23 protein-coding genes and 1 pseudogene are annotated in these 23,799 nt (G+C 60.2%); 9 read left to right on the plus strand and 15 right to left on the minus strand.

Features of this window, described 5'->3' with window-relative positions:
- Window positions 1–121 precede the first annotated feature (121 nt).
- Window positions 122–826: pseudogene (locus AB4N85_RS02370) on the minus strand (mechanosensitive ion channel family protein); the annotation flags it as partial.
- Between the two features lie 191 nt (window positions 827–1,017).
- Here AB4N85_RS02370 and AB4N85_RS02375 point away from each other — a divergent pair.
- Window positions 1,018–2,358, plus strand: coding sequence for a DEAD/DEAH box helicase (locus AB4N85_RS02375; RefSeq protein WP_024012040.1), 1,341 nt, complete (start codon window positions 1,018–1,020; stop codon window positions 2,356–2,358).
- 51 nt (window positions 2,359–2,409) lie between these two features.
- Here AB4N85_RS02375 and AB4N85_RS02380 read toward each other — a convergent pair whose 3' ends face one another.
- The 3 genes from AB4N85_RS02380 to AB4N85_RS02390 form a co-directional block, all read right to left on the minus strand.
- Complete coding sequence (locus tag AB4N85_RS02380) at window positions 2,410–2,685, minus strand: hypothetical protein (RefSeq protein ID WP_041478956.1); 276 nt, start codon at window positions 2,683–2,685, stop codon at window positions 2,410–2,412.
- A gap of 103 nt (window positions 2,686–2,788) precedes the next feature.
- Window positions 2,789–2,962 carry a YhfG family protein gene (locus AB4N85_RS02385; protein WP_460066842.1) on the minus strand — a complete coding sequence of 58 codons (174 nt, stop codon included), beginning with the start codon at window positions 2,960–2,962 and terminating at the stop codon, window positions 2,789–2,791.
- Between the two features lie 256 nt (window positions 2,963–3,218).
- Window positions 3,219–3,962 (minus strand): DUF899 domain-containing protein, encoded by a 744-nt coding sequence (locus AB4N85_RS02390; protein WP_460066845.1) that lies wholly within the window; start codon window positions 3,960–3,962, stop codon window positions 3,219–3,221.
- 174 nt (window positions 3,963–4,136) lie between these two features.
- On the opposite strand from AB4N85_RS02390, the gene AB4N85_RS02395 reads away from it, so the two are divergent.
- Window positions 4,137–4,529 carry a transcriptional regulator gene (locus tag AB4N85_RS02395; protein WP_095180673.1) on the plus strand — a complete coding sequence of 131 codons (393 nt, stop codon included), beginning with the start codon at window positions 4,137–4,139 and terminating at the stop codon, window positions 4,527–4,529.
- A 120-nt stretch (window positions 4,530–4,649) separates the two neighbouring features.
- Here the strand turns inward: AB4N85_RS02395 and AB4N85_RS02400 are convergent, their stop codons facing one another.
- The 3 genes from AB4N85_RS02400 to AB4N85_RS02410 all read right to left on the minus strand — a co-directional run bounded on the left by AB4N85_RS02400 (window position 4,650) and on the right by AB4N85_RS02410 (window position 6,705).
- The gene (locus AB4N85_RS02400) at window positions 4,650–5,519 is read right to left on the minus strand and encodes a DUF6279 family lipoprotein (protein ID WP_252868975.1); all 870 of its coding nucleotides are present in this window, start codon (window positions 5,517–5,519) and stop codon (window positions 4,650–4,652) included.
- Window positions 5,520–5,596: 77 nt separating this feature from the next.
- A complete protein-coding gene (locus AB4N85_RS02405) occupies window positions 5,597–6,313 on the minus strand; it encodes a TorF family putative porin (RefSeq protein WP_236167948.1) in 717 nt (238 codons plus the stop codon).
- 203 nt (window positions 6,314–6,516) lie between these two features.
- Window positions 6,517–6,705 carry a hypothetical protein gene (locus tag AB4N85_RS02410; protein ID WP_016985943.1) on the minus strand — a complete coding sequence of 63 codons (189 nt, stop codon included), beginning with the start codon at window positions 6,703–6,705 and terminating at the stop codon, window positions 6,517–6,519.
- 339 nt (window positions 6,706–7,044) lie between these two features.
- On the opposite strand from AB4N85_RS02410, the gene AB4N85_RS02415 reads away from it, so the two are divergent.
- The 3 genes from AB4N85_RS02415 to AB4N85_RS02425 all read left to right on the plus strand — a co-directional run bounded on the left by AB4N85_RS02415 (window position 7,045) and on the right by AB4N85_RS02425 (window position 9,550).
- On the plus strand, window positions 7,045–7,881 hold the full coding sequence (locus AB4N85_RS02415) for a CvfB family protein (protein WP_016771157.1): 837 nt from the start codon (window positions 7,045–7,047) through the stop codon (window positions 7,879–7,881).
- 94 nt (window positions 7,882–7,975) lie between these two features.
- The gene (locus AB4N85_RS02420) at window positions 7,976–8,368 is read left to right on the plus strand and encodes a DUF2177 family protein (RefSeq protein WP_150636587.1); all 393 of its coding nucleotides are present in this window, start codon (window positions 7,976–7,978) and stop codon (window positions 8,366–8,368) included.
- Window positions 8,369–8,620: 252 nt separating this feature from the next.
- Window positions 8,621–9,550 carry a DMT family transporter gene (locus AB4N85_RS02425; protein ID WP_041478962.1) on the plus strand — a complete coding sequence of 310 codons (930 nt, stop codon included), beginning with the start codon at window positions 8,621–8,623 and terminating at the stop codon, window positions 9,548–9,550.
- Here the strand turns inward: AB4N85_RS02425 and AB4N85_RS02430 are convergent.
- Window positions 9,498–10,679, minus strand: a complete 1,182-nt coding sequence (locus AB4N85_RS02430) for an MFS transporter (protein WP_460066851.1) — start codon at window positions 10,677–10,679, stop codon at window positions 9,498–9,500. The genes AB4N85_RS02425 and AB4N85_RS02430 overlap by 53 nt on opposite strands.
- 103 nt (window positions 10,680–10,782) lie before the next feature.
- On the opposite strand from AB4N85_RS02430, the gene ptrR reads away from it, so the two are divergent.
- Both ptrR and AB4N85_RS02440 read left to right on the plus strand, forming a co-directional pair.
- Window positions 10,783–11,676 carry a putrescine utilization regulator PtrR gene (ptrR, locus tag AB4N85_RS02435; protein WP_252877673.1) on the plus strand — a complete coding sequence of 298 codons (894 nt, stop codon included), beginning with the start codon at window positions 10,783–10,785 and terminating at the stop codon, window positions 11,674–11,676.
- A gap of 142 nt (window positions 11,677–11,818) precedes the next feature.
- Window positions 11,819–11,947, plus strand: a complete 129-nt coding sequence (locus tag AB4N85_RS02440) for a PA1414 family protein (RefSeq protein ID WP_003184145.1) — start codon at window positions 11,819–11,821, stop codon at window positions 11,945–11,947.
- A 161-nt stretch (window positions 11,948–12,108) separates the two neighbouring features.
- On the opposite strand, the gene AB4N85_RS02445 is transcribed toward AB4N85_RS02440, so the two are convergent.
- The 4 genes from AB4N85_RS02445 to speB all read right to left on the minus strand — a co-directional run bounded on the left by AB4N85_RS02445 (window position 12,109) and on the right by speB (window position 16,584).
- Window positions 12,109–13,488, minus strand: a complete 1,380-nt coding sequence (locus AB4N85_RS02445; protein WP_460066854.1) for a sodium:solute symporter family protein — start codon at window positions 13,486–13,488, stop codon at window positions 12,109–12,111.
- Between the two features lie 159 nt (window positions 13,489–13,647).
- Window positions 13,648–15,150 carry a purine-cytosine permease family protein gene (locus AB4N85_RS02450; protein ID WP_041478966.1) on the minus strand — a complete coding sequence of 501 codons (1,503 nt, stop codon included), beginning with the start codon at window positions 15,148–15,150 and terminating at the stop codon, window positions 13,648–13,650.
- Window positions 15,151–15,201: 51 nt separating this feature from the next.
- The gene (locus tag AB4N85_RS02455; RefSeq protein WP_460066857.1) at window positions 15,202–15,624 is read right to left on the minus strand and encodes a YybH family protein; all 423 of its coding nucleotides are present in this window, start codon (window positions 15,622–15,624) and stop codon (window positions 15,202–15,204) included.
- 9 nt (window positions 15,625–15,633) lie between these two features.
- A complete protein-coding gene (speB, locus tag AB4N85_RS02460; protein WP_460066861.1) occupies window positions 15,634–16,584 on the minus strand; it encodes an agmatinase in 951 nt (316 codons plus the stop codon).
- A gap of 396 nt (window positions 16,585–16,980) precedes the next feature.
- Between speB and AB4N85_RS02465 the strand changes: the two genes are divergently transcribed.
- Window positions 16,981–17,874 carry a LysR family transcriptional regulator gene (locus tag AB4N85_RS02465; protein ID WP_095180681.1) on the plus strand — a complete coding sequence of 298 codons (894 nt, stop codon included), beginning with the start codon at window positions 16,981–16,983 and terminating at the stop codon, window positions 17,872–17,874.
- Window positions 17,875–17,881: 7 nt separating this feature from the next.
- A complete protein-coding gene (locus AB4N85_RS02470; protein ID WP_460066864.1) occupies window positions 17,882–18,478 on the plus strand; it encodes a tRNA-uridine aminocarboxypropyltransferase in 597 nt (198 codons plus the stop codon).
- A 118-nt stretch (window positions 18,479–18,596) separates the two neighbouring features.
- Here AB4N85_RS02470 and AB4N85_RS02475 read toward each other — a convergent pair whose 3' ends face one another.
- From AB4N85_RS02475 to AB4N85_RS02485, 3 genes are all read right to left on the minus strand, one after another.
- Window positions 18,597–19,958 carry an HlyD family type I secretion periplasmic adaptor subunit gene (locus AB4N85_RS02475; RefSeq protein WP_039761043.1) on the minus strand — a complete coding sequence of 454 codons (1,362 nt, stop codon included), beginning with the start codon at window positions 19,956–19,958 and terminating at the stop codon, window positions 18,597–18,599.
- A 10-nt stretch (window positions 19,959–19,968) separates the two neighbouring features.
- Window positions 19,969–22,128, minus strand: coding sequence for a type I secretion system permease/ATPase (locus tag AB4N85_RS02480; protein ID WP_460066867.1), 2,160 nt, complete (start codon window positions 22,126–22,128; stop codon window positions 19,969–19,971).
- A gap of 161 nt (window positions 22,129–22,289) precedes the next feature.
- Complete coding sequence (locus tag AB4N85_RS02485; protein ID WP_039761048.1) at window positions 22,290–23,648, minus strand: TolC family outer membrane protein; 1,359 nt, start codon at window positions 23,646–23,648, stop codon at window positions 22,290–22,292.
- Window positions 23,649–23,799: the final 151 nt, after the last annotated feature.

A 23,799-nucleotide genomic window follows, 5' to 3' on the forward strand; every position in this document is an offset into this window, starting at 1 on the left:
GGTAGCGGGGGGCGTTTGGGGTTTCTGAGGATTCTGGGCTGGCATGGCAGGCTCTTACAGAAGAGGTGTCTGTCCATTGAAGTCCAGCTCCGGGGTAACGTCAAATTACCGGAGTTCACGCGTAGTTCTGCACTTTGACCGTGTGCAACGTGATGTCGACCACGTCGCCATCGGCGCCGACTTGTGGCATCTCGATCCAGTCGCCGACCCGCAGCATGTCGTTGCTGGTCAGTTGCACGCTGGCAACGAACGACAGCAGCGTGTCCTTGTAGACCAACAGAATCACTGCCGACATCGCACCCAGGCCGGACAATAGCAACAGCGGCGAACGGTCGATCAATGTAGCGACGATGATGATCGCGCCGAACACGTACAAAACCATTTTCGCCAGTTGCACGTAGCCTTTGATCGAGCGTGTACGCGCATGCTCGGTGCGCGCGTAGATGTCGAGCAGGGCGTTGAGCAGTGCGCTGACCGCCAGCAGCAGGAACAGAATGGTGAAGGCCAGCGCGACGTTGCCGAGGAAATTCATCGCGGTTTTGCTCAGCTCCGGCACCAGGTGCAGGCCGAACTGGATCACCAGCGACGGCGTCATCTGCGCCAGTCGTTGAAACACCTTGTTGTGGCGAAAATCGTTGATCCAGTGCAGCGCCGGCTGGCGGCCGAGCATGCGGCTGGCGTGCAGGATCAGGTAACGCGCCACTCGCCCGAGCACCAGCGCGATGACCAGCAGCACCAGCAGCGCCAGTCCCGATTGCAGAAGTGGGTGCTCTTCGAGCGTGCCCCAGAGGCCTTGGGCTTTGAACCAGAGCTGTTTGATATCCATGAGCGAAACGTTTCTTCTGTAAGACGCGAGGGCCGATTAGAGCATTTAAGACGCTGTGTATTGCAGCGAGTGACAAATCGGGCAACAAAAAAACCACTGATTGTCGGCGTTTGCACAAAGAAACTCGGCCTGAGCGCTCGAAACCGGTAACCTATGCAGCTGTTTTTTTGCATATCTTCGAGGTAGCACCCGTGTTTTCCCAATTCGCCCTGCACGAACGCCTGCTCAAAGCCGTGGCCGAGCTGAAATTTGTCGAGCCAACGCCAGTGCAAGCCGCGGCCATCCCGCTGGCGCTCCAGGGGCGTGATCTGCGGGTGACGGCGCAAACCGGTAGCGGCAAAACCGCCGCTTTCGTCCTGCCGATCCTCAATCGCCTGATCGGCCCGGCGAAGATCCGCGTCAGCATCAAGACGCTGATCCTGCTGCCAACCCGTGAGCTGGCCCAGCAGACTTTGAAGGAAGTCGAACGCTTCTCGCAGTTCACCTTCATCAAGTCCGGCCTGATCACTGGCGGCGAAGACTTCAAAGTCCAGGCCGCCATGCTGCGCAAAGTGCCGGACATCCTCATCGGCACCCCGGGACGGATGATCGAGCAACTCAATGCCGGCAACCTCGACCTGAAAGAAGTTGAAGTGCTGGTCCTCGACGAAGCCGACCGCATGCTCGACATGGGTTTCGCCGAAGACGTGCAGCGTCTGGTCGATGAGTGCCCGAACCGTCAGCAGACCATGCTGTTCTCCGCCACCACCGGCGGTTCCGGCCTGCGCGAAATGATCGCCAAGGTCCTGAACAACCCTGAGCACCTGCAGCTCAACGCGGTCAGCCAGCTCAACTCGACGACTCGTCAGCAAATCATCACCGCCGACCACAATCAGCACAAAGAGCAGATTGTGAACTGGCTGTTGGCCAACGAGACCTACCAGAAGGCCATCGTCTTCACCAACACCCGCGCCATGGCCGACCGCATCTACGGCCGCCTCGTGGCTCAGGAATACAAGGCGTTCGTGCTGCACGGCGAGAAAGACCAGAAGGATCGCAAACTGGCGATCGATCGACTGAAACAGGGCGGTGTGAAGATCCTCGTCGCTACCGACGTTGCAGCCCGTGGTCTGGACGTCGACGGTCTGGATCTGGTGATCAACTTCGACATGCCACGCAGCGGCGACGAGTACGTGCACCGCATCGGTCGTACCGGCCGTGCCGGCAACGATGGCCTGGCGATCTCGCTGATCTGCCACGGCGACTGGAACCTGATGTCGAGCATCGAGCGCTACCTGAAGCAAAGCTTCGAGCGCCGCACCATCAAGGAAGTCAAAGGCACCTACGGCGGGCCGAAAAAGGTCAAGGCCTCGGGCAAAGCCGTCGGCGTGAAAAAGAAAAAGACCGACGCCAAGGGCGACAAGAAGAAAACCGCCGCCAAGACGCCGACCAAGCGCAAGAGCGTCAACCGTCCAAAGCCGGATTCTCTGGTGAGCAGCGACGGCATGGCCCCGCTCAAGCGTCGCAAGCCAGCAGAACCTGCGGCTGAGTAAGCTTTAAAACGCGCATAAAAAAACCGGACAATGTCCGGTTTTTTTTCGTCCTCAACTGTCGGCTTTTTTCTCCGCCGATCCCAGTTCCTTCAAACGCTGATCGATCAACTGGCACTTGTCCGGCAGATCGGCGCTGGCCGTGCCCAGATCCATTTTCTGCAACTCGGCGTTAATCTCCTTGGCTTTTTCCGGATTCTGCTCGGTGAGCTTTGAGACTTCCTTGGCCAGTTGTTCGCGTTTGATCGTCGCCTCTTCCGGCGTGCAAGCCCAGACGGGCAGGGCGCAGGCAAGGGTGGCGGCGAGGGAGAGCTTGATCAGGATTTTCATGGGCAGGCCTCAGTTCCGGTTAAGGCGGGTTAACCGGTTGAGGGCTGAAGCGTGGCAAAAGTTCAGTAAGCTTCGCAGGAGGAATGCGGATCAAAGTCCACAGCTACGTTTCAGCTAATTGCAAGATAGCTTTCAACGCGGCCTCTCGCGTCGGCAGCTTGATCTCGCCTTCACAAGCAGACGGAACGAAACCTTCAAGACGCAAACTCGCTGCGAAGTTGGCTTTGCGATGCTTGGCAAACAAGATTTTTTTGGTTTCTAAACTGAGCTTTTGCATTGGCGCCTGTCCATGTCAGAACCTCGTATTATAGCGGACGCACATCCGCAGAGCCCTGTCGGCTTAATACGGCACAAACGATACAGCGTTGAACAACATTTCGACGTGCGTGCCAAATTCCCAACCAGACATTGTTCTCCTTGGGAGCGAGCCTGCTCGCGAAACAGGCGACACGTTAGCACCGCCTTGTCGTGTAATCGTTTTTCGCGAGCAGGCTCGCTCCCACAGGTCCTCGTGTGTTTTCTCCACAGTGAACTCAAGATCGCTGCTCACCATGACAGCAACCCGACTTCGGCACACCGTCATACCGATCATGATGTCGCACCCATTCCATGATCTCGTCTTCATTCCGGCCCTTGGGCGTCAGATCAAGGTAGTGGTAAGCGCCGACCAGCATGTCCAGACCGCGTGCGTACGTTGAATAGGTGTGAAAAATCTCGCCTTCGTCATTGCGATAAAACACGCTCAGCCCCGGCATTTCTTCCTCGGCGCTGTCGGTTTTTTCGTAATTGTAGGTAGCCTTTCCCTCGGCGACGTCTTCAGCCCGGGCGCAGACGCCGAAGTCGTAATTGAAATCGCAACCTTCTGACGAAACCCAGTCGAATTTCCAGCCCATGCGTTGTTTGAACGCCTGAAACTCGCGCAACGGCGCGTGGGAAACGGCGACAACTGCGACGTCGTGATGGGCCAGGTGCTGGTTGGCGCCATCAATGTGGTCACTGAGGAACGAGCAGCCCTGGCAGCCTTCTTCCCAGCCTTCAGCAAACATGAAGTGGTAGATGATCAACTGGCTGTTGTTGCCAAACAAATCGTTGAGCTTCAGTTCGCCGTTCGGACCTTGGAAGTGATAGTCCTTGTCGACTTTCACCCACGGCATGGCGCGGCGCTCGGCGCTGAGGCGATCGCGGTCTCGGGTGAAGGCTTTTTCGCGGGCCAGATGCTGCTGGCGGGCAGCGAGCCATTCTTCGCGTGATACCACCGGATGGTTTGCAACGTTCATGACCATGTCTCCTGCGGGTTGAACCGGCTGTTTCAGACTAGTCGTTTAACCAGCGAGAGAATCGACAGACCGCCGGTCGGTCGCCGCGAAGATATGCGGCTGAACGGCTGCGCAGCGCTTGGGTCACAACCTTTGAAAGCGGCACAAATCACCCGCACCGGAGGTTGAACCAGGATGACAACTTATAACTGGGATTTGATTGAACGTTTGCTGCATGAAGTGCAGAACAGCGCTGGACAGAGCTTCGCTCCCCGCGCTTATGCCGAAGCCTACGCGGCCGAGAAAGCCAGCGCCGGCGAGCCGATCGAGAATCTCGACCATTTGAAAACGCTGGCCTGTGAGTATGAAAGTCTGCTGCTTGACCGTGGTTATATCGAGCCGCGTCCGGATCATGAAGGCAGTACCGGCAACAATTTCATTCTGACGCAGCGCGGCTCCAGCCTGCTGAGCCTGATCGACAGCAGCATCCCCGGCAACGACCACCCGCGTCAGGTGCTGGATGAGCAGGAGGATGCGCTGGATGAGGTGACATTTGATGAAGTCGCTTCAAAGGCTCAAATCGCCTGAGCCAGCGAAATCTCCCTGTGGGAGCGAGCCTGCTCGCGAATACGGTTTGTCAGTGACATTGAACTGTCTGATACACCGCTTTCGCGAGCAGGCTCGCTCCCACATTGGATTTCAGTAATCTCAAGGTTTCTGAGCGGCCTTCAGGCATTTCAGGTCATTGAAGTCCTTGCGCACTCTCTCGATTTTCTTCAACAAGCGCTCACGCTGTTGCGGTGTGCTCTGCGCCATCAGATCGACAAACAGCGAGCGTGCCTGGGCTTCAGTGTTGGCGTAGGCCTTGCGGTAATCTGCTGTCCATAAGCGCTCGCGGTTGACCAGAAGCGTCTCGATGCGTTGTGGGAATTCGGGGCTTTGGCGTTGCGCAACGGCGGCACTGAACTGTTGCTGCCAGTGCGCGCGGTTGGCGATCCATTGGGTGTTCTGGTCGCCCAAGGCATTGGTCCAGGCCACGACGCGTTGTTTCTGTGAATCACTGAGCGGTCCTAGCCAATCGTTCAGGCGTTTTTCCATGCGCTCGCCGCGTTCCTTGATCTGTTGGGCCAACGGCGGTTTCACGTATTCCTGCTGACGTTTGCGCAAATCCTTGGCAAACGCGTCGTTCATTTCTGCCACCTGTCTATCGTCCAGACCTTGTAGCAACTCGATGGCCGAAGGGGTGATTTCCCGGGCGGTTTCGGCAATGGCCTGCTTGGCTTCGGCGGTGCGCTCCTGCAGGGCGGCGTCGCTGACCTGATTGCTCTCGACCATGGCCTGCAATCGGTCCAGCCAGTCGAGGTAACCCGGTAACTGCGTGGTGCAGTGCCAGCTCAGGTGTTCTTTGAGCCGGTCGTTGAACCAGTCTTTCTGCTCGCCGTTCATGTCCACGTAGTCACTCAGCGACCATGGAATAATCACGTCGAGGTTGCGGTAGGCCAGGCCCACGCGGCTGCAAGCGCCGAGGGCGAGGGTGAAGATCAGCAGGGCGGCAATCTGTTTGAACCAGCGAGACATGGGCAAATCCTTGCGAGAGCCTGGCGTCGGAAATCTGATTCTTATGTGATGCAGGATGCGCGCGGCAGTTCAGCCGATCAATAGAACGTGCGTACAGCCTTGAGGGTGACGAGGCCGTCGCACTCGCTGTTGTGCCCGGAATAGGCCGAGCAATCGCTGCCGCTGAGGCTGGAATTGCTGTAGATCAGATCGAGATCGACACCCATGAATGGTCGCGACAGCTTCACCGACCAATCGGTGAAACTGCTGACATAACCACCGTCCACCGCCACCGGTGTGTTCAGTTGATGGGTGGTGTATTTCATGCTCACGCCGATGCCGAACGGCTGATTGCCAGTGAGGTCGGCAAACAAGGTGTTGTTCTGTTTATCCGGGTCGTTGCTCAATGCGATGCCGAAGCGACTGCCGAGCAGAGTCAGACCGCCGAACAGCTCCTGGCTGTCGAGGGTGTCCACGCGGGGATAGCTGTAATGGATCATCCCGACTTCATAGCCGAGCACCTGATCGAAAGGCTGCTTGAAGCCGACGTAGGAATCGATCTCGAGGTTTTTGCCGGGGGTGATGCCCATGCTCGGCGCGTACTGACCGAAATACACGCCGCTGTCGTGGCTCAGGTCGAGGCCGCCGTGAAACGAGCCGACCGCCGCCGGTTTCACCAGACCCTGGGCCATGCTGCGGCTGGGCGTGGTGCCGAGCTTGAGATCGAAGTCGCCCAGTTCACCCTGAAAAACCTGCGCGTGCGCGGTCGCGCCTGACAGCAGGCTGACGAACAATAAACAGGAAAATGGGCGCATGCGTCACTCCATGAACCGCGAGCGCAGGGCGAAGGCCTGCTGAAACGCTTGATCTAGACGCGTGCAAGGATACCGGCGAATAACCGGCATTGATGGCCGTTCGTCGATTTTTGAGGATTATTGTTTAAAGCGAAGGGGGATTGCGCGGTGCCAGTCCAGGCGCTTCGAAGCTCAAAGCGCCTCTGGACGGGGTAAAACCGGTGTTACTTCTTGCCCAGGCTGATCTGCTTGGACGGGCCGAATGTCTGGCCACTGACGCCTTTGGCAATTTGCTGGATCTCGCCGCCGGACTTGAGGAATGCTGCGATCTGATCGTTGATCGATTCGCTGGTTTCAACGGCTGGAGCTGGCTTTGCTTTGCTGGTGGATGCTTTTACACGCATGGCGGCCATTAACCTTTAGAAAAGTAACTCGGCCAGGCATCGTACAGGAATAACTTGACAATAGCTTGGTAAATATCCCCCGGAATAACCAACCGCAGCGCTGCATTATTGCCGGTTCGACACTATTAATGTTTCGCTAACTCCCTGTTTTAAATAAGAACATCGCGCGAGTGTGAGGCGATTGCGCACAGCCGCAAGCCGCCCGACCGGACTGACGAGCGGCACCTCACCGGGCAGTGCTCAAGCAAAATCAACAGGTTGACGCAGATTTTCCGCTGCGAGGATCTGTCGCCCGACGTCTGCGGCAAAAACGGGTAGAATGCCGCCCACGTATTGAGGGTTTCGGAAATGGCTTTAGTCGGGCGTTACAACAGTTTGCAAGTGGTTAAACACACTAACTTCGGTTTATATCTGGACGGCGGTGCCGATGGCGAAATTCTTTTGCCCAACCGTTATATCCCCAAAGATATTCCCAGCGAAGATGAAGACTGGCTCAACGTATTCATCTATCTGGACAGCGAAGACAAACTTCTCGCCACTACGGAAAAACCCAAAGTTCAGGTCGGCGAATTTGCCAGCCTGAAAGTGGTTGAAGTCAACAGCATCGGCGTGTTCCTCGACTGGGGGCTGCCGAAAGATCTGTTGCTGCCGTACTCGGAAGAAAAGCGCCAGATGACCGCTGGCGAATACTGCGTGGTGCACGTCTACCTCGACAAACACACGCGCCGCATCACCGCCACCGCGCGCCTCGATCGTTACCTGGACAAGACCCCGGCCACCTACAGCCCGGGCCAGGAAGTTGATCTGCTGGTGGCCGAAGCCACCGACATGGGCTTCAAGGCGATCATCAACAACAAGCACTGGGGCCTGATCCACAAAAACGAAATCTTCAAGTTCATGCGTTCGGGCATGCGCGAGAAAGGCTTCATCAAGGAAGTGCGCGCCGACGGCAAGATCAGCCTGAGCCTGCAACCGGTTGGCCAGGAAGCGGCGAGCAGCCTGAGTTCGAAGATCCTCGGCAAGTTGCGCGAAAACGACGGCACCCTGGCGGTCAGCGACAAGAGTGATCCGGCGTTGATCAGCAGCCTGTTCGGCGTCAGCAAGGGCAACTTCAAGAAAGCCATCGGCTCGCTGTACAAGGAAGGCAAGATCGTCATTCACGCCGATCGCATTGAACTAACCTGACTCACCGCAGGCCCATGTAGAAGCTGCCGAAGGCTGCGATCTTTTGATCTTGATCTTGAAAGTCGGCGGCTCCCACATCTAAAGGGGTGAGCCAATGAAAAAGGCGCTGATCGCATACGTCTCGACGCTACTGACGTTTCTGCTGCTCGATGGGATCTGGCTCGGGCTGCTGATGGCGCCGACCTATCGCGAACTGCTCGGTTCGCTGATGCTGGATAAACCGCTGCTGTTGCCCGCAGCGGTTTTTTATTGCCTGTACGTTATTGGCTGCGTGGTATTCGTGGTCTTGCCGGCGCTGAGCTGGCAGCGAGCGGCGAAGCTTGGTGCGCTGTTGGGGCTGGTGGCGTACGGCACTTATGACCTGACCAATTGGGCGACATTGCGCGACTGGTCGGTGCAGGTGAGTTTGATGGATTGGGCGTGGGGGACAGTGGCGACGGCCGTTGCTTGCACGGTGGGTTATTTGGTGGCGAAGCGGTTTGCCTGAGCTGCTCCGGCAGTTGTGTTGGCAATGCTGCCTCTTCGCGAGCAGGCTCGCTCCCACATGTTCACCGAACCCTCTGTGGGAGCGGGCTTGCCCGCGAATGACGGCGCAGCCGTCAACCATTCAGCGCTGACGCCACTGACCAAATAAAGGTCTTTTCCAGACGGCTTTTTCCGCGCATCTGATTGATAATCCCCGACACTGTTTCCTGACCAATGGATGGCCTGCCATGTTGTGTGTGTTCGAGGTGTTGCGGTGAGTGCCGAGCGGCGCAATGCCGACGGTTTTGCCCTGCAAGTGATGATCGGCCTGTGCCTGATCTGGGGTGTGCAGCAAGTCCTGATCAAATGGGCGGCGACTGACATCGCGCCGGTGATGCAAGCGGCAGGGCGTTCAGGAATCTCGGCTTTGCTGGTCGGTTTGCTGATCTGCTGGAAGGGCGGTTGGGATCAGGTCGGCAGCACCTGGCGCGGCGGTTTGCTGGCCGGTGCGCTGTTTGGTCTGGAATTCCTGTTCATCGCCGAAGGCCTGCAACTGACCACCGCCGCGCACATGTCGGTGTTCCTCTACACCGCGCCGATCTTCACCGCACTCGGCGTGCATTTCCTGCTGGCCAGCGAGCGGTTGCGCCCGTTGCAATGGCTGGGGATTCTCCTGGCGTTCATCGGCATCGCGATTGCCTTCGCCGGCGGTGTGTCGTGGGACAACCTTGATCGGCGCATGCTGCTGGGCGATGCCTTCGGCGTATTGGCCGGCGCTTGTTGGGGCGCGACCACCGTGGTGGTGCGGGCCTCGCGACTGTCGGAAGCGCCGGTGACATTGACCCTGTTCTATCAATTGCTGGTCGGTTTCATCGGCCTGCTGTTGATCGCGTTGTTCAGCGGCCAGATCACCCACGTCAGCCTGACCACCGTGGCGGTGGCCAGTGTGCTGTTCCAGGGCCTGGTGGTGTCGTTCTTCAGCTACCTGGTGTGGTTCTGGCTGCTGCGCCGTTATCTGGCGGCCAACCTTGCGGTGTTTTCGTTCATGACGCCGTTGTTCGGCGTGACCTTCGGCGTGCTGCTGCTCGGCGAACAGTTGAGCCTGAACTTCGTCATCGGCGCCGTGCTGGTGCTGCTCGGCATCACTTTCGTCAGCGCCGAGCAGTGGCTGCGTCGGCGTTTGCGCAAGGCGCTGGGCCAGTAGCCTTGGCCTGCATCGCCAGCGCGCCGGCCAGCAACAGGCCGGCACCGGCGATCAGCAGCGCCGGCTGCAAACCGCCGCTGAAATGGCTGCTCAGCGCCGCCAGCAGCGGGCCGCTCAGCTGGCCGACGGCGAAGCACGCCGTGAGCATCCCGGCGTTGCGCTGAGTGGCGTGGGGCGCCAGCTCTCGCGAACGCTGCATGACCAGTTGCATGCAGGCCAGAAACGGCGTGCCGCAGAGGATCACCCCCAACGCCAGGCCGAGGCCGCTGCCCAGCAGACAGGCGAACACTCCGGCCGCTTGCAGCCACAACGTCGCCATCAGCCAGTGCCGCGTGGTCTCGGGATCATGTCGGCGCAGACTCACCAACCACACACCGATTGCCGCGCCGAGGCCAAAGCACGGCCAGAACAGATCCGCCTGCCACTGGCCATGAAACTGTGCGTTGGCCATCTGCGACAGGAACGTTGCCGGAATGATATAGCCGATGCCGTACAGCGCATACACCAGCGCCAGCCGGCCAATGCCTCGATTCGCTGTGTTCATATGCATTGTCACTGGCCTCGCAACCGCCGTGGGCTGCGGCAATAATCGCCAGACGCCGAGCATCATCAGCAGCGCAGCCGCCGCGTAAATCAGCCACAGGGTTGCCGATGTCTGCTGCAATCGATGTGAGACCAGCGCCAGCAAGCCTGTGAGAAAAATCCCCAGACCCGGCCCGGCAAAAACCAGGGCACCCCAGCGCGGGCGACCCGCTGCCGCCGCCAGCGGCTGGCTGAGCGAAGTAATCATCACCAGCACCCAGGCACTCGCCACCCCGGTGCCAAAGCGCAACAGCAGGTGCGACCAGAAACCGTTGGCCCTAGACGACGCCAGTGTCAGCAGCACGCACAGCCACAATCCGCCATGCAATCGCCGCTGCACCTGCTGCGGCCGCTGCGCGAACATCGCATCCACAGCACCAAGCAGATAGCCGAGGTAGTTGGCCGCCGCGATCAGCCCGGCGGCGGTGAGGTCGATCTGCCCTTCGCTGAGCAGGTGCGGCATCTGTGGCGTCAGGGCGAAACGGCCGATGCCCATGGCCATCATCAGGGCAACGAAACAGGCGGATAAACGTATCAGCGGCGACATGGTCGGGCTTCCTTCAAAGCAGCAATGACCGTCAGGCTAGGATCGATTGACTTTCTTTAAAATTGAATAATAGTGAGTAACTTGTTCTGTTCAGGAGAAGATTGTGGAATTCAGCCAGCTGCGGATATTTCAGGCGGTCGCCGAGGAAGGCTCGATCACCCGCGCCGCCGAGCGCTTGCATCGTGTGCCGTCGAATCTGTCGACGCGCCTGAAACAGCTCGAGGAGCAGCTGGGTGTCGAATTGTTCGTGCGCGAACGGCAGCGTTTGCAGTTGTCGCCGGCGGGCAAGGTGCTGCTCGACTACACCGGCAAACTCTTCGCTCTGCGCGATCAGGCCAGTGCGGCGGTGATGGGCGGGCAACCGGCCGGGGATTTCGTGCTGGGCACCATGTACAGCACGGCGGCGATCCATCTGCCGGCGCTGCTGGCGCGTTATCACAAGCAATACCCGATGGTGAATTTGCAGGTGCAATCGGCGCCGACCGGCGAACTGCTTGAAGGGTTGCTCACCGGTCGCCTCGACGCGGCATTGGTCGACGGACCGCTGGAACTGGCCGGGCTTGATGGCGTGCCGTTGTGCGAGGAACGGCTGGTGCTGATCACTGAAATCGACCATCCGCCGGTACGCACCGCGCGGGACGTGGAAGGGCGCTCGGTGTTCACTTTTCGCCAGGGTTGTTCATATCGCATGCGTCTGGAAGCGTGGTTCGCCCACTACCATGCCGCAATGGGCCGGCCGATGGAGATCGAGTCGTATCAGGGCATGCTCGCCTGTGTGATTGCCGGCAGTGGTGTGGCGTTGATGGCCGAGTCGATGCTCGCCAGCCTGCCGGGTCGCGAAAGCGTCGCGGTGCATCCGTTGGCCGAGCCGTTCGCGGGTGCGACAACGTGGCTCATGTGGCGCAAGGGTATGGCCGGGGCCAACCTGAATGCCTGGATCGACGTGCAGCAAGCGGTCTATCCCGTGGCTTTGCATGAAGTGCGGGAAACCGCGTGAACCAATCGCAACAGATTCTGTTCAATTCAGTAACAGATCATTGCGGATTTGGCCGAGCATTGCGTAGGACTTCGGACTATTATCAGTGCGAAGCGGCCTCAGAATTCCGGCCGCTCAGCACCACCCTGAAGGGGGCATGACGATGAAAGAGAAAATCCAGAACTGGCTGCACGATTTGGGAGTTGCCCTCGGTTTGATCGAACCGCCTCTGCAACCGGTACCGATTCGCACGGACGACGAACAGCGTCGGCGCCAGCCACGTCGCCGTTAATACCTCCGATCAGAGATTTCAGGATCGCAGCCGTCGGCAGTTTCTACAAATGGTAGGAGCTGCCGAAGGCTGCGATCTTTTGCTTTTCGCCAAGCGAAAAAAACGGGTGTGGCCACCGACGCCACACCCGCTGAAGAAAACATCACCTCGTTACTGTCGATTCACACCGCAGTGGCCACGGTCGCCGGGCGCGGCGAGAACAGGCTGACCAGTACGAAGCTCACCAGGCTGACACCCAGGCTGTAATAGATCGGCGTGTTCGCGTCCATGCCGTCCTTGACCATGAACACCAGCGCAGTGACAAAGCCCAGCGTCATGGCGCTGATCGCCCCGGCAGTAGTCGCACGCTTCCAGAAAATCGCCCCCATCAGCGGAATCAGCATGCCACCGACCAAAAGGTTGTAAGCCAGGGTCAGCGCACTGATCACGTCATTGACGACCAGAGCAATGCCCAACACCGCGATCCCTGTCAGCAGCGTAAACAGGCGGCTGACCGCGATATTGGACTGTTTGCCACCGCGCAGTTTCGGCAGCAGGTCTTCGGTAAGCGTGGTGGACGCGGCGAGCAGGCCGGCGCTGGCGGTGGACATCATCGCCGCCAGTGCGGCAGCGATCACCAGGCCACGGATGCCGTCGGGCAGCGAGACTTTGACGATGGCGGCGAACGCGTTGTTGACGTTGTCCAGATCCGGAATCAGCACATGCGCAGCCATGCCGATCAAGGCGCAGACCAGACCGTAAATGATGCAGTAGATCCCGGCCGAGGTGCCGGCGTACTTGGCGACCTTTTCGCTTTTGGCGGTGAACACCCGCTGCCAGATGTCCTGGCCGATCAGGATGCCGAAGAAGTAGATCATGAAGTAGGTAATGATCGTGTCCCAGCCGATGCTGGTGAAGTTGAAGCTGGCCGCCGGCAGTTGCGCGACCAGTTGATCCCAGCCGCCTACGCGGTAAAGGCAGATCGGCAGCAGCAGGAACATCAGGCCCACCGTCTGGATGCCGAACTGGACGATGTCCGTCAGGGTCAGCGACCACATGCCGCCGATCGTTGAATAAGTCACCACGATACCGCCGCCCAGCAGTACGGAAATCCAGAAGGGCAGACCGAACAACACTTGCAGCACGGTGCCGATCGCCAGAATCGAGGTCACGCCGATCATCAGCGCGTAAGCGAGCATGATCGTCGCACTGGCGGTGCGCGCCATCGGGTTGTAGCGCTTCTCCAGGACCTGGGTGACGGTGAATACCTTGAGTTTCAGCAAGGGTTTGGCGAGGAACAGGTTCAGCGCGACGATGCCGCAGCCCAGTGCCGCGCACAGCCAGAAACCGGAAATGCCATGCACGTAGCCCAGACGCACAGTGCCGACGGTGGACGCGCCGCCGAGTACGGTTGCTGCCATGGTGCCCATGTACAGCGACGGCCCCAGGTTACGCCCGGCAACCAGATAGTCTTCGTGGGTCTTGGCCTTGCGCATGCCGTAGTAGCCGAGAATCAGCATCGCAGCGGCATAAATGAGTACGACGAATAAATCCAAAGCCATGATGGCGTGTCTCCGATTGTCTTTTTTATGGTCAAGCAAATGGGGTCTGCAAGGCTTCCTGTGGGAGCGAGCCTGCTCGCGAAGGCGGTCTGTCAGTCACACCAATGTTGGATGTGCTGAAGTCTTCGCGAGCAGGCTCGCTCCCACAGGGGATTCGTGTCAGGCGGCCTGACGCAGTTGAGGTTTTATTGCGGCTTCGCTGCGCACATCCGTTGGCCCAAACACCTCCCGAGGCTCAGGAAACAAGCGCAGCAGCGTCAGATACACCACCGACGCCAGGCCCAATGTCACCGGCAGGCTGATGTCGATGCCGCCGGCCAATTCGCCCAGCGGGCCGACGAACTGCCCCGGCAGGTTGACGAAGCACAGGCCGACCAGTGCGCTGGGGATCCACGCGCCGAGGCCGCGCCAGTTCCAGCCGTGGTTGAACCAGTAGCGTCCGCCCTGTTCACCGCGGGTGAACACTTGCAGGTCATCCGGGCAGTAGAAGCCGCGCCGTACCACCAGGCCGATGATCATGATCACCATCCATGGGGTGGTGCAGGTGATGATCAGCACGGCGAAGGTCGACACGCTCTGCACCAGGTTCGCCGCAAAACGGCCGATGAAGATAAAGGCGATCGACAGCACGCCGATCAGCAAGGTCGCCTTGACCCGGGAGAGCACGCGCGGGAACACGCTGGACATGTCCAGCCCGGTGCCATACAGCGATGTGGTGCCGGTGGACATGCCGCCGATCACCGCAATCAGGCACACCGGCAGGAAGAACCAGCTCGGCGACACGGCCAGCAAGCCGCCGACATAGTTGTTCGCGGCGATGTAGTCCGGCGCCTTGATCGCGACGATGGTGGCGGTGGCAAGGCCGAACAGGAATGGGATCAACGTCGCCAGTTGCGCGGCGATCACCGCCAGCATGATCCGGCCCTTCGGCGTCTCACGCGGGATATAGCGCGACCAGTCGCCGAGGAACGCTCCGAAGGAAATCGGGTTGCTCATCGCCACCAGCGCCGCGCCGATGAATGCCGCCCAGAACCCGGCCTGCCCCAGCGCCACGCTGCCGGCGTACTGGCTGTCGAAAGCGGGGGCGAAGGCGAAGATGCCGAGCAGGAACAACAGGCTCGCGGCCCACACGGCGATGCGGTTGACCCACAGCATGATGCGGAAACCGTAGATGCACACGGTCAGCACCAGCAGCGCGAACAGACCGTAGGCCAGGCCCAGGGTCAGGTCGGTTTCCGGCAAATCGACGAGGCGTTTGGCGCCGCCGACCAGCGCATCACCCGAGCTCCACACTGACAGCGAGAAGAACGCGATCGCCGTCAGCAACGACAGGAACGAACCGACAATCCGCCCGTGCACGCCGAAGTGCGCACCGGAAGACACGGCGTTATTGGTACCGTTGAGCGGGCCGAACAGGCCCATCGGCGCGAGGATCAGCGCACCGACCACCACACCCAGGACAATCGCCCAGACACCGGCCTGAAACGACAGGCCGAAGAGCACCGGGAAACTGCCGAGCACAGCGGTGGCAAACGTATTGGCGCCGCCGAAGATCAAGCGAAACAGGTCGCTGGGTCGGGCGTCGCGCTCATGATCCGGGATCTGCTCGACCCCGTTTGTTTCGATGCTGCTAAGGCTTTTTTCGTTGTTGTTGTTATTCATGATCTGCTCCGATCATCAGGCGCGCTCATCGTGCGTGAGCGTCACCGTTGGCTAAGGGGGTGGCAGCCCTTCCGGCATTGCGGACAAATGTTCGTGACAGGCCAGCCATAGGCCTTGTTGTTCTAGGCTCGACGCTTGTTTTCTGAAAACAATCGTCTCGCGCTCCTGGCTGAAATGTTGCTCCCCTTGCATGCGCAGCTCGGTGGCCACGTCATGGATGAAAACCGCCACGTCACCCTGCAGGCTGACAAAGGCGTTGCTCGAGGTGCACGACAGCACCTCGAAACCATCCTCGGCACGCCAGCGGTCCCACAACGCCTGATAGGCATCGCGCGACAGCAATGGCTGGTCGAGGGTGTAGAAGACGAAGCTGGCATCGGCGCTGAACGCCCCGAAGTAAGCTTCGCGATCGTTACGCGCAAACGCGGCGACCAACTCGGCGGCCGCGTGCAAAACCTGATCACGTGCGTGCATGACCGACCCTCAGCGATGAACCACGCCAGGCAGTACGCAGAGCATTTCGTACAGCAGGTTGGCGGCCAGCAGCGAGGTGTTGCCGGTGGTGTCGTAAGCGGGCGAGACTTCTACCAGATCGCAACCGATCAGGTCGAGGCCCTGGCAGCCACGGACGATTTCAATCGCCTGAATGGTGGTCAGGCCGCCGATTTCCGGGGTGCCGGTGCCGGGCGCCCAGGCCGGGTCGATGCCGTCGATGTCGAAACTCAGATACACCGGACCGCCACCGACCTTCTCGCGCACTTCCGCCATCAACGGCGCCAGCGACTTGTGCCAGCACTCTTCGGCTTGAACGACGCGGAAGCCCTGGTCGCGGCTCCAGTTGAAGTCGTCAGCGGTGTAACCCTGGGCACGCAAACCGATCTGCACCACGCGATCGCAATCGAGCAGACCTTCTTCGACTGCACGACGGAACGTGGTGCCGTGGGCGATCTTCTCGCCGAACATGTGATCGTTGACGTCAGCGTGGGCATCGATGTGCACCAGGCCAACCTTGCCGTGCTTTTTATGGATCGCGCGCAGGATCGGCAGGGTGATGGTGTGGTCGCCACCCAGTGTCATCGGAACAACGTTGTGCTCGAGAATGTTGTCGTAGGCTTCTTCGATGATGCGCACGGCGTCGAGCAGGTTGAAGGTGTTGATCGCCACGTCTCCGATGTCGGCCACCGACAGCGAGTCGAATGGCGCGGCACCGGTGGCCATGTTGTACGGGCGGATCATCACCGATTCGGTGCGGATGTCGCGCGGCCCGAAGCGGGTGCCGGGGCGCAGCGAAGTGCCGATGTCCAGCGGCACGCCCACAAAGGCAGCGTCGAGGCCGGCAGCGGTCGTTAGATGGGGAAGTCGGAGCATGGTGGCGATGCCGCCGAAGCGCGGCATTTCGTTGCCGCCCAGTGGTTGGTGAAGAATCTTGTCCACGGGTAGGGCCTCATCGTCGTTGTTTTATTTATGCCGGCGCGCCGTTGAGCACAGGTTCGGACGCCGCTGTGGGGCCGATCATGCGAAATGTAGTGATGGGGAAGAATCGCTACGGGCAAAAACTTAGTTCAGATTTTTCTAAACTAATGGGAGAGGTGGGATTAGACTTTGGTGGGTTCGAATGAAGTGTAGGGCTGAAGATTGTTGCCCTCACCCCATCCCTCTCCCAGAGGGAGAGGGGGCCGACCGAGTTGTTGGCGGAATCTGCATCGACCTGAAAAATCGAGTCGAACTCAGGATTTGAAAGCCATGGAGATCGGCTCCCTCTCCCTCGGGGAGAGGGCTGGGGTGAGGGGCTTTTCCCACATACACACAGTTGCAAAGCCCGGAGTAGACATGGCCAACGCTTTACCCGACCTGAAACTCCTGCGCATCTTCGTCAGCGTCGTGCGTCATCAGGGTTTTGCCAATGCGCAGCAGGAACTCAACCTGTCGACCTCGGCGATCAGCACCTACATGAGCCAGCTCGAAACCGCGCTCGGTCTGGTGCTGTGCCATCGCGGGCGCGGTGGCTTCAGCCTGACCAGCAAGGGCGAGCTGTTCCATCAGGAAACCCTGCGCCTGCTCGCCGAGCTTGAAGGCTTCGAGCAATACGCCGCCGCGCTGAAGGGCGAACTGCGCGGCACGCTCAACCTTGGCGTGATCGATTCCACGGTCAGCGACAAGGCCCTGCCGTTTGCCGAAGCCATCGGCGCCTACAGCCAGGAACACCCGGCGGTGCATCTGCACCTGTCGGTGATGAGCCCTTATGAATTGCAACTCGGCGTGCAGGACAATCGCCTCGATCTGGCCATCGGTGCGTTTTCCACGCGCATGAGTGGTCTGGTCTACATGCCGCTGTACCGCGAGCAGCACTGGCTGTATTGCAGCAGTCGTCACCCGTTGTTCAACGAGCGGCGCATCCCCGAGCAGGTCATCACTCAGCAACGAATGGTCGGGCGCGGTTACTGGAGTCAGGCGGAACTGGCCCGGCACGGTTTCAAACACAGTGCCGCGACCGTGGAAAGTATGGAAGCGCAGCTGATTCTGGTGCTCTCCGGCGCCTACATCGGTTATTTGCCGGAGCACTACGCGCAGGCCTGGGCCGACAAGGGCGATCTGCGCGTTCTGCTGCCGGCGACCTTCGGTTATCAGGCGCCGTTTTCGATGATCATGCGCAGGGGCCGCAGCCGCGAGCCGCTGATCCAGACCTTCCGCGATTTGCTCAAAGCGCAGCTCAATCAGGCTTGAGAAAAAAATGTCCCGACCCCAATGCCCGCGCTGCCTGCGCCCCCAGACCCATTGCCTGTGCCCATTGATTCCGCACCTCGATAGCCGCACCCGGGTGTTGCTGCTGCAGCATCCGAGCGAGGTCAGTCACGCGCTCAATACCGCGCGGCTGGCGGCGCTGGGACTGAGCAATGCCGAGCTGATTGTCGGCGAGGTATTCGAAGATTTGCCGAAACTGTTGAACCGGCCGGGTTATCAGGCGCGCTTGCTGTTCCCGGCTGACGATGCGCAGTCGTTGCAGGTTTACGCGCCAAATGATCAGCCAATGTTGCTGGTCGTCCCGGACGGCACCTGGCGCAAAGCGCGCAAGATGCTGCACCTCAATCCGCTGCTGGCAGCACTGCCACGGGTGACCCTGGCCGAGGGCGGCGTGTCGCGCTATCGCCTGCGCAAGGCGCCGGGGCCGGGAGCGCTATCGACTATCGAGGCGATCGTGCAGGCGCTGGAAACCCTCGAAGCACCGACGACGTTTGCGCCGTTACTGAAACCGTTTGAAGCGCTGATCGAAGGGCAGATTGCGGCGATGGGGGAGGAGACCTTCCAGCGTAACCATGGCGACAAATGATCATTGTCTGTGCGGGCCTCTTCGCGAGCAGGCTCGCTCCCACAGGGGAACGCATTCCAATTGTGGGAGCGAGCCTGCTCGCGAAAGCGCCAGATCAATCACCGCAATTCAAAGATCACTAGCGCTCGCGCATCGCCTCGGTCCGCGCTTTCAGCACCGGTTTTAGCAGGTAATCCAAAACGCTTTTCTCACCGGTAATAATGTCCACCGTCGCCACCATCCCCGGGATGATCAGCAGCGGTTTCACGTCGCCGCCCAGGTGATTCTTGTCGGTGCGCACCTGAATCAGATAGAAGCTGTTGCCCTTGTCATCGGTGATCGTATCGGCGCCGATCAGCTCGAGTTTGGCGCTCAGCCCGCCGTAAATCGTGTAGTCGTAAGCGCTGAACTTGACCATGGCTTTCTGGCCCGGATGCAGGAACGCGACGTCTTGCGGGCGGACCTTGGCTTCGATCAGCAGGTTGTCTTCCAGCGGCACGATTTCGACCATGTCGCTGCCCGGCTGGACCACGCCGCCGATGGTGTTGACCTTCATCTGCTTGATCACGCCACGCACCGGCGACGTCACCGTAGTGCGGCTGACGCGATCGTCGATGGCGATGCTCGACGCGGTGATTTTCGACAGGTCGGTGCGTTTCTCATTCAGCTCTTTGGCGGCCTCGGAACGGAAGGTCTGCTCGGATTCGTCGATCTTGCTGCGGATCTCGGCGATCGCCGATTCGGCCCGGGGAATCGCCAGCGTGGTGGCGTTCAGCGAACCACGGATCTCCACCGCGCTGCGCCTGAGCCGGAGGATTTCCACTGGTGACACGGCGCCGGTTTTTACCAGCGGTTCGGACATGTTCATCTCTTGTTGCAGCAGCGCCAGGCTCGAGCTGAACTGGCCTTGCTTGGAACGAAACTCGGCCAGTTCCTGGGTTTTCTGCCGCAATTGTTCGCTGAGGGTGCGCTGTTCGCTGGCCAAGCGGCGTTGGCGTTGCTCGTACAGCGAGCGCTCGTCCTCGGCGACTTGCGGCGCCTTGGCGATGACTTCAGCGGAGAGTTTGAAGGGGCGTCCCTCGGCCTCGGCTGACAGCCGTTCAACCTGTGCGGTCAGCGCGTAACGGTCGGCCTCGCTCTCGCCCTTGTTCGAGCGAAAGCGCGTGTCATCCAGACGCAGCAGGGTGTCGCCCTTGCCGACCATCTGGCCTTCGCGAACGAAAATCTCGGTGACGATGCCGCCCTCAAGGTTCTGGATTACCTGAACCTTGCTTGACGGAATCGCTTTGCCTTCGCCCATGGTCACTTCTTCGAGCACGGCGAATTTGGCCCAGACCAGGGCGGCGATCAGCAGCGCTGCCGCCAGCCATACGGTGATCCGCGATTTGCGCGGCGAATCCTGCAACGCCGCGCCGGCGGTTTCCGGCATGAACTCGGCTTCGGCACTTTTGCCGAAGCTGTCGAAGTAACCGCGCTTGTTGCTATCGGAGGAAGCAGGCATGGCGTAACTCCTAGACCGCCGCCGAGCCGACACGGCCCTTGCGCAGTGCATCGATGACCGCTTCTTTCGGGCCGTCAGCGACGACCCGGCCGTTGTCCAGCACCAGCAACCGGTCCACCAGGCTCAGCATTGAGGTGCGGTGGGTGACCAGCAGCAGGGTTTTGCCTTGCACCCAGCCATGCAGTTTCTGCCGCAGCGCATCTTCGCTGCTGTTGTCCATGGCGCTGGTGGGTTCGTCGAGCAGCATGATCGGTGGATCGAGCAGTAACGCGCGCGCCAGCAACACCGCCTGGCGCTGGCCGCCGGAAAGCAATTGCCCGCGTTCGCCCACCGGTCGGTCGAAACCTTGCGGGTGTTGCCGGGCCAGTTCAGTGACGCCGGTGAGTTCGGCGACTTCGAGCATGCGTGAGTCGCTGATGTAACGCGCGCCCAGGGTCAGGTTGTCGCGCAGGCTGCCAGCCAGCAGCGGCAGGTCGTGGGCGACATAACCTATCTGCTGGCGCAGGTCAGCTACGTCCAGTTGGCGCAGGTCGAGGCCGTCGAGCAGCAGTTGGCCTTCCTCAGCTTCATAAAAGCCCATGACCAGCCGCGCCAACGTGCTTTTGCCCGAACCGCTGCGGCCGATGATACCGACCCGCTCGCCGGCTTTCAGGCTGAAGCTGACCTCGCTCAGCGCCGGCGCATTCTGGCCGTTGTAGTGAAACGTCACGCCGCTGACGTCCAGTGCGCCTTGCAGCTGCGTGCGTTCCAGTGGCCGTTGTTTGCCGTCGCGTTCCTGCGGCAGGGCCATCAGCGCATCGGTGCTTTTCATCGTCAGTTGCGCTTGCTGGTAGCGGGTGATCAGCCCGGCGATCTGGCCGAGCGGGGCGAGCACGCGGCTGCCGAGCATGTAAGTGGCAACCAGCGCGCCGACGCTGAGGTTGCCGGCAATGATGCTGTAGACCCCGGCAACAATCGTCGCCATCCCGGAAAACTGCTGGATGAACAGCGTGCCGTTGGTGGCCAGCGCCGACAGGTTGCGCGCATGGCTGTCGAGGCGGGTGAGGGCGCCGTGGGTGCTTTCCCATTTGTGCTGACGCTCGCTTTCGGCGCCGCAGGCCTTGAGGGTTTCCAGGCCACCGAGGGTTTCGATCAGCACCGCCTGACGCTCGGCGCCGAGGCTCAGGCTTTTCTGCACGGTGTCACGCAGGCGCACCTGAATCACCATGGCGAAAATGATCGTGATCGGAAACGCCAACAGTGGAATCACCACCAGCCAGCCGCCGAGCAGGCCGATCACCACCAGCATCAACACCACAAAGGGCAAGTCGATCAGGCTGGTCAGGGTCACGGCAGTGAGAAATTCACGCAGGCCCTGGAAATCGTGAATGCTCTGCGCAAAGCCGCCGATGGTCGCCGGCCGCGCTTTCATCGACATCCCGGTGATGCGCTCGAACAACGTCGCCGAGAGGATCACGTCGGTTTTCTTGCCGGCGGTGTCGAGCAGGTGCGCACGGACCACGCGCAGCACCAGTTCAAAACCGGTGCCGATCAACAGGCCGATCGACAGCACCCACAGCGTCGAGGTCGCCTGATTCGGCACGACGCGATCATAGGTCTGCATGACGAACAGCGGCACCATCAGGCCGAGCAAATTGATCAGAAAACTGGCGAGGATCGCATCGCTGTACAGCCATTTCGACAGTTTGAGAGTGTCGCGAAACCACGCATTTACCCGTGGCACCAGCGGCGCGCGCAGGTCTTCGAGTTCGTGACGCGGACGGGCGAACAAGGCCTGGCCGCTGTAGTGTTCGCCAAGCTCTTCGCGGCTGACCCATTGCTCGCCGCCGTCGGCTTCGCTGGGCAGCAGCAGGGCTTTGCCATCCTCGCCAAACCGCCGCAGCACAGCGGTGCGGCCGTCGTTGAGCAGCAGCAGGATCGGCAGGTTCAGCGGTGAAATGTCTTTCAGGTCACGGCGCAACAACCGCGCCTGTAATCCGGCCCGCGCTGCTGCGCGGGGCAGCAGATCGAGGCTCAGGCGTTGTTTGTTCAGGGGCAGCCCGGCGCTCAGGCTGGCACGACTGACCGTGGCGCCATGCAGTTTGCAGAGGATCAGCAGGCCGTCGAGTAACGGGTCGTCGAAGCTCAGGCGCGGATCGACCCCGGTGGCGCCGGGTTCCATGCTGGTCATAGTGATTGCCTCTGTTGAACGGGCTCGGTTATCGGATCGTTCCCACGCTCTGCGTGGGAATGCAGCCCGTGACGCTTCGCGTCACTGGACGCGGAGCGTCCCTTGAGGCATTCCCACGCAGAGCGTGGGAACGATCAGGGCAAAGTCAGTTCCTGCACCGTTTATTTCAGTTCCGGCAGGCGCGCCTGGTTTTTCACTTCGGTCGTGGCAATCGCATCAGCCGGCAGCACCACGCGTTGCTTGCTCAGCAACTGGCCCATGTTCGCCAGCACGCGGTACATCGAGTATTCCTCGGTGTAGCGGATTTCGGTGTAGCGACGGTTGGCGTTGTACAGCTCGTTTTCGCTGTCGAGCAGGTCGAGCAGGGTGCGTTGGCCGAGGCCGAACTGGTCCTGATAAGCGGCGCGCACGCGTTTGGTGGTTTCGGCGTATTCGCGGGCCGTCGGCGTCTGCTTCTTGGCGTTCTCCATGGCGTTCCAGGCCAGGCGAATGTTCTCGTTGAGCTGACGCAGGGCGTTGTTGCGGATGTCCATCGCCTGATTGATGTCGTGGGCATTCGCGGCCAGACGTGCCTTGTCGCTGCCGCCACGGAACAGGTTGTAGTTCATCACCACACCGACACGCCATTCGTTGTCGTGGCCTTCGTCGCCCTGCACGTTGTTGTTCGCGCCCACTGCCGCTTCCGCGTCGAAGCGCGGGTAGAACGGCGACTTGGCCACTTCGTACTGGCTCTCGGCGGACTGCACGTCAGCCTGGGCGGATTTCAGGTACGGGTTGTTATCGACCATGCTCTGCTGCGCTTCACGCAGGTCCGGCGGCAGCTCACCGCGAGTCGAGGCCGGGGTTTCCAGTTCGTCGGGCATGCGTCCGACCACGCTGTAGAAATTCGATTCGGCGTCAGCCAGATCGACTTCGGCGGTGTCGAGGTTGTTCTGCGCCAGTGCACGACGGGCAACCGATTGATCCGAGTCTGCAGTGCTGCCGATGCCGCGCTCGGTGCGCAGGCCGATCTGATCGTTGACGCGCAAGTGCGCCTGCAAATTGTTCTTGGCCAGCGTCACCAGTTCCCGACGCTTGAGCACTTCGAGGTAGACCTCGATGGTGCGCAGGGCCAGATCCTGCGCGGTGCCTTGCGCGTAGTAGGCGCGCGAGTTGGACACGCCCTTGGTGCGCTCGACCTCGTTGGCGGTGTTGAAGCCGTCGAAGATCATCTGCCGCAAGCGCAGCTCCGACTGGGTGTAATTGAGGATTTCGGTGTTGTGGTTACCGAAAGCGCGGGTATTGGTGTTGTCGCTGTAACCGCGACCGTAGGCAGCGTTCAGATCGACCGACGGATAAAACCCGCCCTTGGCCACTTTCACTTGTTCATCCGCTGACAGGCGGGCGTCCACGCGCGACGCCAGTTCCGGGTGAGTGGCGATGGTGCTTTGAATCGCCTCGGTGAGGTTCATCGCCTGGGCTTGGGAAGTGCAAGCCATGGCCAGCAAAACCGCGCTGCAGAGGGGGGTTAAAACGCGCATGGGTGCATCTCCCTGGATCTCAATGTTGTGTTACCGTCGCCAAATATTTGACGTAAATTTTGGGTATAAGCGTTTCACTCTTGTAACAACAGAGCTAAGAACATCCTAGAGCGTAGCTAAGAAAAAATTTTCATAAGGTTTATTCCAAAAA

The sequence above is a fragment of the Pseudomonas sp. H1_G08 genome (assembly GCF_054681355.1).

Bases quoted from the DNA above. Each gene is read 5' to 3' on its own strand.
- AB4N85_RS02440 (WP_003184145.1), top strand. From the start codon at position 11,819: ATGAAAGAGAAAATCCAGAACTGGCTGCACGATTTGGGAGTTGCCCTC.
- AB4N85_RS02465 (WP_095180681.1), top strand. From the start codon at position 16,981: ATGGCCAACGCTTTACCCGACCTGAAACTCCTGCGCATCTTCGTCAGC.
- AB4N85_RS02380 (WP_041478956.1), bottom strand. From the start codon at position 2,685: ATGAAAATCCTGATCAAGCTCTCCCTCGCCGCCACCCTTGCCTGCGCC.
- AB4N85_RS02485 (WP_039761048.1), bottom strand. From the start codon at position 23,648: ATGCGCGTTTTAACCCCCCTCTGCAGCGCGGTTTTGCTGGCCATGGCT.
- AB4N85_RS02420 (WP_150636587.1), top strand. From the start codon at position 7,976: ATGAAAAAGGCGCTGATCGCATACGTCTCGACGCTACTGACGTTTCTG.
- AB4N85_RS02400 (WP_252868975.1), bottom strand. From the start codon at position 5,519: ATGTCTCGCTGGTTCAAACAGATTGCCGCCCTGCTGATCTTCACCCTC.
- AB4N85_RS02445 (WP_460066854.1), bottom strand. From the start codon at position 13,488: ATGGCTTTGGATTTATTCGTCGTACTCATTTATGCCGCTGCGATGCTG.
- AB4N85_RS02480 (WP_460066867.1), bottom strand. From the start codon at position 22,128: ATGACCAGCATGGAACCCGGCGCCACCGGGGTCGATCCGCGCCTGAGC.
- AB4N85_RS02430 (WP_460066851.1), bottom strand. From the start codon at position 10,679: ATGTCGCCGCTGATACGTTTATCCGCCTGTTTCGTTGCCCTGATGATG.
- AB4N85_RS02390 (WP_460066845.1), bottom strand. From the start codon at position 3,962: ATGAACGTTGCAAACCATCCGGTGGTATCACGCGAAGAATGGCTCGCT.
- AB4N85_RS02415 (WP_016771157.1), top strand. From the start codon at position 7,045: ATGGCTTTAGTCGGGCGTTACAACAGTTTGCAAGTGGTTAAACACACT.
- AB4N85_RS02385 (WP_460066842.1), bottom strand. From the start codon at position 2,962: ATGCAAAAGCTCAGTTTAGAAACCAAAAAAATCTTGTTTGCCAAGCAT.
- AB4N85_RS02450 (WP_041478966.1), bottom strand. From the start codon at position 15,150: ATGAATAACAACAACAACGAAAAAAGCCTTAGCAGCATCGAAACAAAC.
- AB4N85_RS02475 (WP_039761043.1), bottom strand. From the start codon at position 19,958: ATGCCTGCTTCCTCCGATAGCAACAAGCGCGGTTACTTCGACAGCTTC.
- AB4N85_RS02410 (WP_016985943.1), bottom strand. From the start codon at position 6,705: ATGGCCGCCATGCGTGTAAAAGCATCCACCAGCAAAGCAAAGCCAGCT.
- AB4N85_RS02405 (WP_236167948.1), bottom strand. From the start codon at position 6,313: ATGCGCCCATTTTCCTGTTTATTGTTCGTCAGCCTGCTGTCAGGCGCG.
- AB4N85_RS02395 (WP_095180673.1), top strand. From the start codon at position 4,137: ATGACAACTTATAACTGGGATTTGATTGAACGTTTGCTGCATGAAGTG.
- AB4N85_RS02470 (WP_460066864.1), top strand. From the start codon at position 17,882: ATGTCCCGACCCCAATGCCCGCGCTGCCTGCGCCCCCAGACCCATTGC.
- AB4N85_RS02455 (WP_460066857.1), bottom strand. From the start codon at position 15,624: ATGCACGCACGTGATCAGGTTTTGCACGCGGCCGCCGAGTTGGTCGCC.